This is a genomic window from Pseudofrankia asymbiotica, assembly GCF_001983105.1.
In the GTDB taxonomy this organism is placed as follows: domain Bacteria; phylum Actinomycetota; class Actinomycetes; order Frankiales; family Frankiaceae; genus Pseudofrankia; species Pseudofrankia asymbiotica.
Window position 1 is genome coordinate 49,265 of the sequence record NZ_MOMC01000057.1, and the last position, 13,266, is coordinate 62,530.

The 13,266-nt window shown below is 71.4% G+C and carries 11 protein-coding genes; 7 read left to right on the forward strand and 4 right to left on the reverse strand.

What is annotated here, in order from left to right:
* Positions 1–42: 42 nt before the first annotated feature.
* The gene (locus BL253_RS27080; RefSeq protein WP_076820129.1) at positions 43–900 is read right to left on the reverse strand and encodes a class I SAM-dependent methyltransferase; all 858 of its coding nucleotides are present in this window, start codon (positions 898–900) and stop codon (positions 43–45) included.
* A 231-nt stretch (positions 901–1,131) separates the two neighbouring features.
* Between BL253_RS27080 and BL253_RS27085 the strand changes: the two genes are divergently transcribed.
* Together BL253_RS27085 and BL253_RS27090 are read left to right on the forward strand one after the other, a co-directional pair.
* On the forward strand, positions 1,132–1,917 hold the full coding sequence (locus BL253_RS27085; RefSeq protein WP_076820130.1) for a winged helix-turn-helix transcriptional regulator: 786 nt from the start codon (positions 1,132–1,134) through the stop codon (positions 1,915–1,917).
* Positions 1,918–2,077: 160 nt separating this feature from the next.
* A complete protein-coding gene (locus tag BL253_RS27090) occupies positions 2,078–3,202 on the forward strand; it encodes an SRPBCC family protein (RefSeq protein ID WP_076820131.1) in 1,125 nt (374 codons plus the stop codon).
* A 136-nt stretch (positions 3,203–3,338) separates the two neighbouring features.
* On the opposite strand, the gene BL253_RS27095 is transcribed toward BL253_RS27090, so the two are convergent.
* Positions 3,339–3,899 carry a VOC family protein gene (locus tag BL253_RS27095; RefSeq protein ID WP_198946411.1) on the reverse strand — a complete coding sequence of 187 codons (561 nt, stop codon included), beginning with the start codon at positions 3,897–3,899 and terminating at the stop codon, positions 3,339–3,341.
* A gap of 177 nt (positions 3,900–4,076) precedes the next feature.
* On the opposite strand from BL253_RS27095, the gene BL253_RS27100 reads away from it, so the two are divergent.
* The 5 genes from BL253_RS27100 (at position 4,077) to BL253_RS27120 (ending at position 11,776) form a co-directional block, all read left to right on the forward strand.
* Positions 4,077–5,066, forward strand: a complete 990-nt coding sequence (locus tag BL253_RS27100) for an AraC family transcriptional regulator (protein ID WP_241835190.1) — start codon at positions 4,077–4,079, stop codon at positions 5,064–5,066.
* A gap of 271 nt (positions 5,067–5,337) precedes the next feature.
* Positions 5,338–7,485 (forward strand): ferredoxin reductase family protein, encoded by a 2,148-nt coding sequence (locus tag BL253_RS45195; protein ID WP_338013753.1) that lies wholly within the window; start codon positions 5,338–5,340, stop codon positions 7,483–7,485.
* A complete protein-coding gene (locus tag BL253_RS27110; protein WP_081438737.1) occupies positions 7,482–8,114 on the forward strand; it encodes an FMN-binding protein in 633 nt (210 codons plus the stop codon). The genes BL253_RS45195 and BL253_RS27110 overlap by 4 nt, the downstream gene beginning before the upstream one ends.
* 54 nt (positions 8,115–8,168) lie before the next feature.
* On the forward strand, positions 8,169–9,101 hold the full coding sequence (locus BL253_RS27115) for an FAD:protein FMN transferase (protein ID WP_076820133.1): 933 nt from the start codon (positions 8,169–8,171) through the stop codon (positions 9,099–9,101).
* Between the two features lie 311 nt (positions 9,102–9,412).
* On the forward strand, positions 9,413–11,776 hold the full coding sequence (locus BL253_RS27120) for a HelD family protein (RefSeq protein WP_076820157.1): 2,364 nt from the start codon (positions 9,413–9,415) through the stop codon (positions 11,774–11,776).
* A 210-nt stretch (positions 11,777–11,986) separates the two neighbouring features.
* Here BL253_RS27120 and BL253_RS27125 read toward each other — a convergent pair whose 3' ends face one another.
* Together BL253_RS27125 and BL253_RS27130 are read right to left on the reverse strand one after the other, a co-directional pair.
* The gene (locus tag BL253_RS27125; protein WP_076820134.1) at positions 11,987–12,295 is read right to left on the reverse strand and encodes a hypothetical protein; all 309 of its coding nucleotides are present in this window, start codon (positions 12,293–12,295) and stop codon (positions 11,987–11,989) included.
* 67 nt (positions 12,296–12,362) lie between these two features.
* Positions 12,363–13,241 (reverse strand): M12 family metallopeptidase, encoded by an 879-nt coding sequence (locus BL253_RS27130; RefSeq protein WP_076820135.1) that lies wholly within the window; start codon positions 13,239–13,241, stop codon positions 12,363–12,365.
* Positions 13,242–13,266 lie beyond the last annotated feature (25 nt).

Genomic DNA, 13,266 nt, shown 5'->3' on the forward strand with positions numbered 1-13,266 from the left:
ATTGACGTAACGTGGCCAACCCTGACGCCCAGCGTCTAGCGCCTAGCGCAGGGTGATGATCGTCTCGAGGTAGGTGGACGGGAGCGCCACGCTGCCGCCGTCCTGGTGACGGTCCCAGCGGCGCGCCAGGTCGGCCAGGTCGGCACCGAGGTCATCGCGGCCGTCGTCGTCCAGCGCCTCGAACGCCTTGAGGGTCGGCCCGTACCAGCGGCGGAAGAAGCCGACGAACTCCTCGGGCGAGGCGAACCGGAACACGCAGGTCCGTTCCACGGACCGGATCTCGGCCGCCGCGTCGCCGAACAGCTCGGCCAGGTGCGTATCGGTGCCCCATGACATCGGGGACTGGACGCCCTTCGGCCCGGGGACGTGCTTCGTGATCGCCCGGAACATCTCGCCGATGAACCCGGACGGCGTCCAGGACACCAGACCGATCACGCCACCCGGCCGGGCGGCGCGGACCAGTTCGGCGGCGGCCCGGCGGTGGTCCGGCGCGAACATCGAGCCGAAGACCGACAGCACCGCGTCGAACGAGCCGTCGGGGACGGGCAGGTCCTCCGCGTCGCCGACGCGGAACTCGACGTCGAGCCCCTCCGCGGCCGCGCGCTGCCGGGCGGTGTCCAGCAGGGCGGGAACGTAGTCGACGCCGACGGCCTGGGTACCCGACCGGGCGGCGGCGATCGCCGCGTTGCCGGACCCGCAGGCCACGTCCAGGACCCGCCAGCCGGCGCGCAGATCGGCCGCCTCCGCGAGCAGTTCGCTCTGCAGCACGATGCGCGCGCCCACGACGGCGAAATCACCGCTGGACCACGTCTTCTGCTGCTTCGCCTTGACCGCGGCCAGGTCGGGACCCGGCGTGGCGGTGGGGACGGAAGGGGCGGTAGGGGTGGGACCGAGCGCCATTGCTCTTCTCCTTCGAGGTTGCCCGGTCGGTCGTCGCTCCGGGGGCTGTCGCGGGCGTCTCCGCCCTCGATGGGTCGGCCGACGCCTGCTCGTTGTGCCTGGAAGGAGGTTCTGTCGAGGGGCGGATCGGCGACCAGTCGCGTTCCTGTACTGGTGGGTGTCCGCTGGTTGTCAGGTTCGGTACAGGATCTGGACTACCCGGCGGCCATGTAGCCATGGTCTCATGATCGAATGGCAATCCATTCGGACTACTGTCCGATCTCGCTGTGTGTCGAGGTCCTCGGCGACCGCTGGACGCCGCTGATCATTCGCGAGCTCATGATCGGAGCGAGCGGCTTCAACGAGATTCACCGCGGTGTGCCCAGGATGAGCCGGACACTGCTCGCGCAACGGCTCCGRCAGTTGGAGCGTCAGGGTCTCGTCATCCGGCAGGCGGCCGAGCGGGGCCGTCCCGGCAGCTATGACCTGACGGCGGCGGGTTGGTCGATCACGCCCATCGTCTGGGCGATGGGCCAGTGGGCCGCCGAATGGATCTTCAATGACCCAGAGGACGACGACTGCGACGGTCTGTCGCTGATCTGGCGCATGCATCAGCACGCGGTCATCGACCGGCTGCCTCGGCGACGGACGTTCGCCCATGTCGTCCTCACCGGTCCCGGCGCCGCGGAGGGCTGGCTGGAGATGGAACGCCCCGTGATCACCGTCTGCAGGGACGCCCCGGGGCAGGACGCGGATCTCTCGATCACCGCCTCCACCCGCGAGATGCACCGGTGGCTTCTCGGCCGCGTCTCGTTCCGTTCGCTGCTGGACGCCGGCGAGGCCGAGGTGCACGGCCCGGCGGCGATGGTGCGCGACTTCCCGACCTGGTTCGACAACGGGTTCTTCGCCGCCGGCCTGCGGCGGGCGGAGCAGCGCCGCGCCGGGATGCCCGTCCCCACCTTCACCGACGTCTTCGCGGCGCACGCCGCCGCCCTCGCCGCCATTCCCGGCGCCCGCGACGAGGCGATGGCGGGGTAATCGGCACACTCGGCACACCCGGCACCGCCGGCATCGCCGGCCAACGAAGTGTTCCCGAGCCGCTACCCGGGAGTGTCGTGCCACGGGGCCCTCCGCCGGTCTTCGACGCCGTCTGATAAACGATGTCCGGGGAGGGCGGGACGGTGCGGATGGGAGACGAGTGGCGCAGCAGTGGCTGTCTCTGGTCGCGATCGTGGCCACCGTGCCCTTGGTGGTGCTGGTCAGCAATGTGATCCACGAGCTCGGGCACGCCCTGGCGGCGCTCTCCGTCGGTTACCGGGTCCGCGGCTTCGTCGTCGGCGGGACCGGCGCGGACTTCACGAGGTCCGGCAGGTTCCTGCAGTTCGGCCGCAAGTTCGGCAAGGCCACCGCGATCGTTTCCCCCCGCCACGGGTGGATATCGGGGAGGCGCGGGATCGTCGCCTACGGCGGCGGCATCGCGATGAACTTCGTGGCCGTCGCGCTGGCGCTGCCCGACGGGCTGGGCTTCGCCCGCTGCGGCCTCACCGCGCAGTCGTGCGCGGCCAAGTTCGGGAACGGCCCGCTGCCGGCGAGCGGAATGCTCGCCGAGCAGGACCTGGTCAGGTACGTCGGCGCCATCTCGATCCTGTTCTGCGGCATCAACATCTTCCAGGCGGCGACCAACCTGTGGCCGCGCGTCCTCGCCTCGGGCGCGGTCACCGACGCCAAGCACATTCTGAACCTGGTCGAGGCGCGGCACCTGGTGGAATGGATCCAGGTCGCCGAGTCGACCGTCGTCGTCGACAGGCCGCGGGCGCAGGTGTGGGAGTTTCTCGACAACCCCGAGAACACGCCCCGCTACGACCCCACCGTCATACGGGCCTACCGGAAGCCGGGCACGTCGGCCGGCGTCGGACGGATCATCGTCACCGAGCGCCGCCCGAGTGTTCCCGGCGCGGAGGGCCCCGCCCAGGAGGCGGAGGTCATCGCGTTCGAGCCGCCRCGCCGCGTGATCGTGCGCAGCGCCGGTCACCAGACCCTCCGGGCCGAGACGCTGCTGCGGGCCTTCGGTCCAGGCGCGACCCGACTCACCCGGACCGTCTGGCTCGGGGCCAAGCCGACGCTCACGCCGGAGCAGCGCAAGCGCATGCTCGACGCGCTCAGCGGAATCGCCGCCGAGCTGAACCGGGACAACGAGGCGATCAGGCGTCTGCTCGAACCCGAGCATCTCGACGGCCGGGCGGGCGAACAGACCCGGATGACGCAGGCGATCCGTATCAGGCGCAACCGCAACACGCGCGCCCTCGCCCGCAGGCAGCCCTGAGTCGCCGACGCCGAGTCACCAGTCCCGAAGCGCCGGCCTGAGGCGCCGGCCCTGAAACGCCGGCCGAAGCGCCGGCCCGGAAGCGCCGTCAGCGTTTCCGGGCCAGGCGTCCTGGAGCAGGTTCCGGCAGGCGTTCTCAGTTCTCCTCGCCGGTCCCGTCGGTGTCAGCGGATTCGGCGAGCCAGGCGTCGACGCGGCGCTGGGCCTCGGCGGGGTCGACGTCCTCGACCCGGGTCATGACGGCCCAGCGGTGGCCCCACGGGTCGAGGAACGCGGCGAAGCGGTCGCCGGTGACGAAGGTCGACGGCTCGCCGTATCCCTTCGCGCCGAGCTGGACGGCCTGGGCGTAGGCCGCGTCGACGTCCGGCAGGTAGGCGACGGTCGAGCGGCTGACGTCGTCGCCGCCGGACGCGGCGACCAGGTGGTGGTCGGGAGCGGGGTCGGAGAGCTGCATCCGGCCGTTGGCGACCTCGAGCTCGCAGTGAGCGACCCTGCCGTCGGGGGTGTCGTTGCGGCCGACGACCCGGGCGCCGAGCACCGCCTCGTAGAACGCGATCGCCCGCTCGGCGCCGTCGACGACGAAGAACGGCGTCAGTGTCGAGTACCCGGCGGGCACCGGGCTCACGGCCGGCGCCGGCCCGGTGGTGGTGGGGGCGGTGGCGGTGGTGCCGTCAAGCTGACTGGTGTCTGTGGTCATGGCCGAGATCGTGCCTACGCTGGCGGGGTGCGGCCTTGGACGAACGCGACACCGCCAGCGGCATCGGCAGGTCCGGGAGCGCGGCCGCCCGGGACGCCGTCGTCACGGCCGGGCGCCGCGCCGCCGCGGTCGCTCCCGCCCGAGCTTCCACGGCCGCCGACGGCGTCGCTCGCCGGCGTGCTGCGCCCCGACGAGGGGCTGCGGCACTTCACGCTGGGCCGTCCGGCGGCGCATGCGGACCTCGGCCGCTGGGTTGAGCGGTACTGGACGGTTCGCTGGGATCTGCCGTCCGGTACGTCGTATCTCTCGTCGGTGCTGAGCCATCCGGCGGTGCATCTGTCGGTGGAGTCCGGCGCCGGCCCCCGGCACGGGCACGCGATGCCAGGGACACTCGTACACGGCGTGGTGACCAGGCGATTCGACATCCTTCTGCGCGGCGAGGGCCGGGTCTTCGGGGTGAAGTTCCGCCCGGGTGGCTTCGCCGCGTTCACGGGTGCCAACGTCGCCGCCTACACCGACCGCGCCGTTCCGCTGGCGGACGTACTCACGACCTGGGCCGTGCCGGCCGACGCGGCCGATGCCGACGACGCGGTCAACCACGACGCGGTCAACCACGACGCGGTCAACCACGACGATGCCGATGAGGATGAGGCGCGGGAGCGCCCGGGTGAGGACGCCGGCGGCCCCGCCGGGCGGCCGGCGGCGCTGGCCAAGGACGCCCACGACCTGCAGGCGGCGATCCTCGCCGCGACGGAGGACGAGGAACGAGTCGCCCTGATGGACGAGTTCCTCCTGGCCAGGAGGCCGCCGGCCGACCCGCGATATGAGCAGGTATTGGCGATCGCCGCCGACATGCTGGCCGACCGCGCGCTCACCGCCGTCCAGGCCGTCGCCGAGCGGCACGACATCGAACTCCGCACACTGCAGCGCCTTTTCCGCCGCTACGTCGGCGTCGGCCCGAAGTGGGTGCTGCGCCGGTTCCGCCTGCACGACGCCCAGGCCGCGCTCGACGCCGCGGCGACGGCCGGTGACCCGGCCGGCATCAACCTCGCGGAGCTCGCCGCCAGCCTCGGCTGGTTCGACCAGGCCCACTTCAACCGCGACTTCCGGGAGATCGTCGGGGTTCCCCCCGGGGTCTACGCCACTTCCACCACCACCCGCCGCTGAACGGGCCGCGGTGCCGCGGTGTCGCGGTGTAGCCGATCAGCGCCGTGGAGACATGGGCATGGTCATACCGTCAGTATCGTCATACCGTCGTTCTGGTGCTCCGTACGGTGACCTGGGGAGTAGCGGCCGTCTCCGCTCGGTAACGAACGGGGATGGACGGGATGCTGAACGGCCGCGGCGTGCCGTCTGGCCAGGCACCGAGCCTGACGCACGAGTCATTCGCATGACTTTTCCAGGGAATTCTCCCGTCGAGAGGACACGCTCTAACCTCATGGACTCCTCTCGGGTCCCGGGAGACGGGACGTCGGCGATCGGGTCCGATCCCCCCGCGTCGATCGAGGTGCCGGTGACCATGCCCGGCTACCGCCTTGAGTCGGCGTCGGCGGGAGAGGACACCTCGGCGACCAGGCCGGATCCCCTCGCCGTGACCGACATGCCGGTGACCGTGCCCGGCTACCGCGTCGAGCTCGGGTCGGTGGAAGAGGGGGCGCCGACGATCGGACCCGGTGCCGTCGAGGAGGCCGAGGTGCCGGTGACCGTGCCCGGTTACCGCTTCGAGCCCGCGCCGGCGCCGGCGCCGGCGCTGGAGACAACGCCGAACACGGGGCCCCGACCCAGCGCGGGCCGCGTCGATGACACCGCCGGCACCAACGCCGGCGATGCCGGCGACGCCAGCCGCACCAGCGACGCCGATCGCGCCGGGGATGCCGGGGGGGACGTTGGCGGTGGCCGTCATCGGACGGCCGCGGAGGCCGCCCGGCCGACCACCGCCCGGCCGACCACCGCCCGGCCGACCACCGCCCGGCCGACCACCGCCCGGCCGACCACCGCCCGGCCGACCACTGCCCGGGCGACCGCCGCCCGGGCGAACCCTGCGCGGCCGACCACCGGAGGGGCGGCCGGCCGGCTGCCGGGTCTGAGGGCGGCGCGGTCCGCGGGGTGGCGGGGGCGGCTCGCGGTGCGGGCGGGGCTGGTGGCCTGGGGCGTCCTGGTCGTGGGGCTGTGGTGGTTCGCCACCCCGGCGACCAGCCTGCGGGGCGGCACGGCGGTCATGACCGCGTTCGGCCGGGTCGCCGGGCTGCTCGCGGCCTACCTGATGCTGGTCGAGCTGCTGCTCATGGCGAGGATCCCGGTGCTGGAGCGGGCCGTCGGGCTGGGACGGCTGGCGGCCTGGCACCGAGGGCTGGGCACCAACATCGTGCTGCTGATGGTCACGCATGTGCTGCTGACGGTCTGGGGCTATGGGCTTGCCGATCATCGGCAGCCGGTGTCCGAGCTGTTCACCGTGATCGCGAACTATCCGGAGATGTGGAAGGCGACGATCGGCGTGCTGCTGTTCGTCACCGTCGGGGTGGTGAGCGCTCGTAGGCTTCGCCCACGGATCTCCTATGAGATCTGGTATCTCCTGCACCTGACGACGTACGCGGCGGTGCTTCTGGTCTACGGGCACCAGGTGTCGACGGGCGCCGAGTTCGTCGGCCACCCGGCCAACCAGCGGCTCTGGCGGGCGATGTACGTGTTTGTTTTCGCCTGCCTGGTCATCGGGCGGCTGGTCCTGCCCCTTGTCGCGAATGTTCGGCACCGGCTGCGCGTGGAGCGGGTCGTCCAGGAGGCGCCGGGGATCGTCTCGGTGTGGATCCGCGGCCGGAACGTGGACCGGCTCGGGGCGCGGTCCGGGCAGTTCCTGCGGTGGCGGTTCCTGGCCCCGGGGCACTGGCTCAGCGCGCATCCCTACTCGTTGTCCGCGCCGCCCCGGCCGGACCGGCTGCGTATCACCGTCAAGGCCTCGGGCRATCACTCCCGCGCGATGGCCAGCCTCCGCCCCGGCACGCTCATCGTCGCCGAGGGCCCGTTCGGGCTGTTCACCGCCGAGCGGGYCACCCGCGGCAAGTCGCTGCTCGTCGCCGGCGGCAGTGGGATCGGGCCGATCCGGGCGCTCGCGGAGGAGCTCGCCAACCGCGGCGACGACGTCATCGTCATCCACCGGGTGCGCGAAGAACACGATCTCGCGCTGTGGAGGGAGCTACAGGTCATCGCGAGCAGGTATCGGCTGACGGTCCATCGCATGGTCGGGTCGCGGCGTGCGCTGGGATACGACCCGGTGACGGCCGACCTGCTTTCCGCCGCGGTGCCTGACGTGATCGAGCGCGATGTCTTCATCTGTGGCCCCACCGGGCTGACCCATGGACTTGTCCGCTCACTGCGCACTCTCGGCCTCGCCGACGACCAGATCCATACCGAGCACTTCTCGCTGCGCGATACGAGGGTTGGCGAGCGGGAGGACGGCGGCAGCGGCGCTGGCGTCGGCGCCGGCGGATCGAGCGGGCGGGAGCCGAGAGAAGACGTGACCCGAAGGGAGGTAGCGGTGCCGTCGGCCGGCCCCTCAGCGGGCGGGAGCGGACGCCGCGACCTGGCATGAACCTCAACGCCGGCAAGGCCTATCGGGCGCGGCTTGGCTTCGCCGGACTACTGGGAACCGTCGTTCTCGCCGTGGGCGGCAAAGCCCTGGCCGCGCACGGCGACCAGCCCGCCGCGCTCGTCACGCCGTCCGGGATGCCCGGAGTGTCCGAGACCGGCCGGCCCGTCGCCGGATCCGCCTCCGGGGCGCCACCCGGCGAGGACGAGGGGTCCGGTGACGATGGCACGGTGTCGGCCACCCCGGCTCCGTCGACCGGTACTGACCGAACCGGCTCCGGCGGCGCGGAATCCACCGCCACCGCCAGCGCCAGCGCCAGCGCCACTGCCGGCTCGGTGTCGCCGAGCGTGTCTGGCCCGAGGACCGTCATCGGCGACGTGATCGACACGAAATACGGACCGGTGCAGGTCCAGCTCGTCGTGACCGACAGCAAGATCACAGACGTGGTTGCCCTGATGCTCCCCAACCGGTTGTGGCGTGACATCCAGATCAACAACGATGTCGTGCCGATCCTGYGGCAGCAGGTCCTGGATATCCAGAGCGCCAAGATTGACCAGGTCTCCGGGGCGTCGTATACCAGCAGCGGGTATGCGTGGTCCGTCCAGTCCGCGATCGACAAGGCGGGGCTGTAGCCGATGGCGGTCGCGAGTCGATGACAAACGAGAGCCGATGACCGAAGAGGGCCGATGACGGACGAGCGGCCGGTCCGCGTGTACGCGGAGCAGGTGATGGGGACGGTCGTCAGCATCGCCGTCCGGCCGCCGTCGATCATGCTTCCGCCGGATCGCCTCGCGATCCGGCGGCCGCCCCGGCCCGGTTCCCAGGACCCACGGCCGGGCCGGGCGGCCTGGGCCGGGCCGGATCTGGACGCGGCGGTCGCGGCCGCGGTCGCGCGGCTGCACCGAGCGGACGAGGACTTCAGCACCTTCAAGACCGGGTCCTGGGTCTCCCGGCTGCGCCGCGGCGAGATCGGCCTGGAGGACTGCCCTGGGCACGTCCGGGAGGTCTACCGGCTGGCCGACGCCTGCCAGGGCCGCAGCGGCGGCTGGTTCGACCCGGCCTGGCGCGGCGACGGCACCCTGGACCCGACCGGCCTGGTCAAGGGCTGGGCCGCGGATGTCGCCTCCGCGGCACTGACCACGGCCGGCGTCACCGACCACTGCGTGAACGCGGCCGGCGACCTGCGCCTGCGCGGCACGCCGGCTCCGGGGCGGTCCTGGCGGGTCGGGATCACGGACCCGTTCCAGCGGGACCGGGTCGTCGCCGTCGTCGAGGGCACGGACCTGGCCGTCGCCACCTCCGGCACCGCCGAACAGGGCAGCCACGTGCTCAACCCGCGGACCGGGGCACCCGCGACCGACCTCGCCTCCGTCACGGTCGTCGGGCCAGACCTGGCCATGGCCGACGCCTACGCCACCGCCGGCCTGGCCGCGGGCCGGAGCGCACCGGAGCTCCTCAACGACCTCGTCGGCGACGGTTGGGAGTGGCTTACCGTCGACGCCGCGGGCGAGGTGGACAGTTCGGCCGGGTTCCGCGGTCAGCCGGGACAGACCGATGGTCCATCGCCGCGCGTCTCCGTCACGCGGGAGACGCCGCCGTCACCGCGCTCCCATGCGTAGCTGAGCACATCCGTAGCTGAGCGGCCGGCGGCTGACCGTCCGCCGGTCATGGCCGAAGCGGCCTCGGAAGCGGCGCCTGATTGATTTCGGCCGGCGGTCCGCGAGATCACGTCCGCGGTGGGCCTACCGGTGCCGACGAACCGGACTCGTTGGATCGTTAACCGGTTCGCGTCTTCCGAGGGCTAGAATTTGAAAGTCGACGCGGAGATGCGTCGACGTGGGAATGTAAGGAATGCGGCGGGGCGCATTTTACTGGCCGGGGAGTTGAATTGTCAAACGAGGAAGTGGGGCGCGAGCAGGAGTATGTCTCGATGCTCTACGAGCGTCTTGACGACTTCCGCGACCAGGCCTCCTCCCGGCTCGCCGAGGCCCTGCGGGAGCGGCCGGGTGGCAGGCCGCAGGCGCACACCGAGCGGCAGGCGACGGCCGCGATGTACACCCGTCAGCTCGCCCGGTTCGACGCGGCCGAGGACGGGCTGTGCTTCGGCCGGCTCGACTTCCACGACGGCGAGACCCGCTATGTCGGCCGTCTGGGCATTTTCGAGGAGTCCGACGACTACGCTCCGCTGTTGATCGACTGGCGGGCACCGGCGGCCCGTCCCTTCTATCTCGCCACCGCCGCCTCCCCGGAGGGCGTCCGCCGCCGTCGCCACATCCGCACGTCGCGCCGGCAGGTGTTCCAGGTCGACGACGAGGTGCTCGACTTGGACGCGAGCGCCGCGGACGGCCATTCCGGCCACGAGACGCTGACGGGGGAGGCGCGGCTGCTCGCCGCGCTGTCCGCCGGCCGGACGGGCCGGATGGGCGACATCGTCGAGACCATCCAGGCCGAGCAGGACAGGATCATCAGGGGCGAGCATTCCGGGGTGCTCGTCGTCCAGGGCGGACCTGGTACCGGCAAGACGGCCGTCGCGCTGCATCGCGCCGCCTACCTGCTCTATACCTATCGTGAACAACTGACGAAACGTGGCGTACTGGTAATCGGCCCGAACACGACCTTCCTGCGATACATATCGCATGTACTGCCCGCTCTCGGCGAGACCAGTGTGGTGCTGTCCACTGTCGGAGACCTGTTCCCAGGCGTTCGCGCCGAACGGACCGAGCCGCGTGAGGCCGCGCACATCAAAGGCAGTGCCCGGATGGTCGCGCTGATCGAAGCCGCGGTGCGCGACCGGCAACAGGTGCCCGACGAAGCACTGGAAATCCCGTTCGAGGACGACGTCCTGCTGCTTGACCCGGCCACCTGCGAGGCGGCTCGTGACCGGGCGCGCGCCACCCGGCGCCCGCACAACCAGGCCCGCCCGGTGTTCGTCCGCGAGGTCATCGAGGCGCTGGCTCAGCAGTACGCGGACAGGCTGGGCGCCGACCCGTACGCCGAGGACCCGCTCGGCGAGAACGACGCGCCGGGCGCCGGCACCAACCTGCTCGGTGACGAGATCATCGACGACATCCGCCGCGAGCTGCGCCAGGACGACGGAGTGCTGGTCGCGCTCGACGATCTGTGGCCCGTCCTCACGCCCCAGTGGCTGCTGTCGGACCTGTTCGCCGACGAGGACCTGCTCGCCTCGGCCGCGGGGGCGGCCGGTTTCACCGACGGCGAGCGGCTGCTCCTCCACCGTGCCGACCCACATGGCGGCCGGGCGGCCGACGGGATGTGGACCGCGGCGGACGCCCCGCTGCTCGACGAGGCCGCTGAGCTGCTGGGCGAGGACGAGACCGAGGCGCTGGCCGCCGCCGAACGCCGCCGCCGCCAGCGGATCGCCTACGCCCAGGGCGTCGTCGACATCCTCACCCGGGACATGGACGACGACCCGGACATCCTCATGGTCTCCGACCTGCTCGACGCCGAGCGGCTCGCGGAACGGCACGAGGACGACGACGACCGGTCGACGGCGCAGCGTGCCGCCGCCGACCGGACCTGGGCCTACGGGCACGTCATCGTGGACGAGGCTCAGGAGCTCTCCGACATGGCCTGGCGCATGGTGATGCGCCGCTGCCCGAGCCGTTCCATGACGCTGGTCGGCGACGTCGCCCAGACCGGTGACCTCGCCGGCGCCTCCTCGTGGCGTCGCGTCCTCGGGCCGCATCTGGGCGACCGCTGGCGGCTGGAACGACTTACGGTCAACTACCGCACGCCGGTCGAGATCATGTCGGTCGCCGCCGGCGTGCTCGGCGCGATCGATCCGGAGCTGGAGCTGCCGCGCTCCGTGCGGGAGACCGGAGCCTCGCCGTGGAGCCTCGCCGTCGAGCCGGACGCGCTCGCCGTCGAACTGGCCGCCGTGGCGGCTCGGGAGGTCGCCGACCTGCGGGCCGCGCTGGGCGACGGTCCCGACGGGGGCCGTATGGCGGTCCTCGTCCCGGCGGACCTTCTCGACGACCTGAGCCGCGACCTTGAGGCGGTTCTCCCGGTGGCCACCACCGTCGGCGAGGACCCGGACCTGGAATCCCCGGTCGCGGTGCTCACGGTCCGCCAGTCCAAGGGCCTCGAGTTCGACACGGTCCTGGTCGTCGACCCGGACCGGATCATCGCCGAGTCTCCTCGCGGCCTGAACGACCTCTACGTCGCCCTGACCCGGGCCACCCGTTCCCTCGGCGTCCTGCACACCAACGCGCTTCCGCCGGCTCTGCGTCACCTGGAGCCAAGACCGGCGATCCCCGAGCTCGCCCTGCCCTGAGCTGACGAGAGCCTCGATACCTCACCAACGCGCGAAGTGGCTCTGGGCGGGGCAGAGCCCCGCCCAGAGCCACGCACGCACCATCGGGACGGAGACGCGCTCCGTACCGAGACGCGCTCCGTACCGAGACGCGCTCCGTACCGAGACGCGCTCCGTACCGAGACGCGCTCCGCACCGAGACGCGCTCCCGAGTGCCTCGGACGATGGCTGTTACTGCGCGACGACGACCGTCACGCTGTTGGACCGCGTGGACCTCCACGGGTCACCGGCGACGACGTCGACCGTGCTCCGTCCCGGCACACGGGCGCGGAACATCACGGTGTTCGGCGCGCCCAGGGGGGTGAGAACGGTACCGTCCGTTCCCACGAGCCCCTCCGTGAAGATTCCGAGGAGCTCGACGGAAGAGYCCTCCCTGACCTGGCCGCCGGACGCGGCGAACCTGAGCACGTCGCCAACCCGAAGGGCGACCGGCAGTGTCGGGTCCAACGAGGCGAGCTGTGCTTCGATCAACCGGCTCACACTCCGGCATCTCCTTCTCGCGCGTGCGCGCGGCCGGCCCGGTCTGGCTGGGCTCGGACGCCCGGGATCAGGTGGGGAGCAGGACGTCCTCCGACGGCGGCCATTCATGCTCAAGAACGGCCTGCGTCTTCGGGTACACCTTCCCGGCGAAGGCGAAGTCCGACTTGTTGATGTCCACGCCGCCGCGGATCGGGAGACCGTCCAGGGTGATCTTTCCGGGCAGCTGGTAGCACATGACGGAGTCCTGGTCCGCGGGCGTCCCCATGATGGCGGCGGCGTCGAGCGGCGTCAGCACCTGCTGGTCGACCGTCTCCCGGTCCCAGCCCTGCGTCTCGCGGAAGTACATGTACGCCTTCTCGCGATCGATACGGTTGACGAGCTCCTTGCGCATGTGCTCGTGCGCGAACCCGAGCGTGTGCCCCGCCTCATGCCGCACCACCCGCCGGAACTCCGACTCCGGCATGCCCATGTGGAACCCCTCGAGGTTCATCGTCTGCCTGTTCGGCGGAACCAGCTTGATGTCGGTCCCCAGGAAGGAGTAGTAGCCACCCGGCCCCAGCGAGATCCGCACGTCGCCGGCCTTGTCGGTCTCGACAAAGGAAACCGACGTGGTCTTGGACCAGGCGTTCAGGTGACTGATGATCCGGGCTCGGAGGTCCTCCGGGGGAGACTCCGTGAAGCTCACCGTGAGCCGGCGCTGCGTCGGCCCCCAGTACTTCGAGGTCATCAGGGTAATCGCCTGCGGCTCGATGCTCAGGCCGCCCGCCATCGGCACCATCAGCGGTGCGTTGACGGGGTTCACCCTGGTCGCGAAGGAGGCGGCCTCCTCGTGCAGGCGATCGGGCAGAAGCTTGATCTCGCAGCTCTGCGGCCCGCTGCTCCCGGAGCCTTCATGGCCGTTTCCTGAATAATGGTTTCTCTGCATTTCCTCGCGCGGACCGGCCATCGCACAATCCTCTCAGGAAGAAGGG

What these genes read in the sequence shown, in the direction of transcription:
- BL253_RS27080 (WP_076820129.1), bottom strand. Translation starts at nt 900, where the DNA reads ATGGCGCTCGGTCCCACCCCTACCGCCCCTTCCGTCCCCACCGCCACG.
- BL253_RS27120 (WP_076820157.1), top strand. Translation starts at nt 9,413, where the DNA reads ATGCTCTACGAGCGTCTTGACGACTTCCGCGACCAGGCCTCCTCCCGG.
- BL253_RS27115 (WP_076820133.1), top strand. Translation starts at nt 8,169, where the DNA reads ATGACGGACGAGCGGCCGGTCCGCGTGTACGCGGAGCAGGTGATGGGG.
- BL253_RS27095 (WP_198946411.1), bottom strand. Translation starts at nt 3,899, where the DNA reads ATGACCACAGACACCAGTCAGCTTGACGGCACCACCGCCACCGCCCCC.
- BL253_RS27130 (WP_076820135.1), bottom strand. Translation starts at nt 13,241, where the DNA reads ATGGCCGGTCCGCGCGAGGAAATGCAGAGAAACCATTATTCAGGAAAC.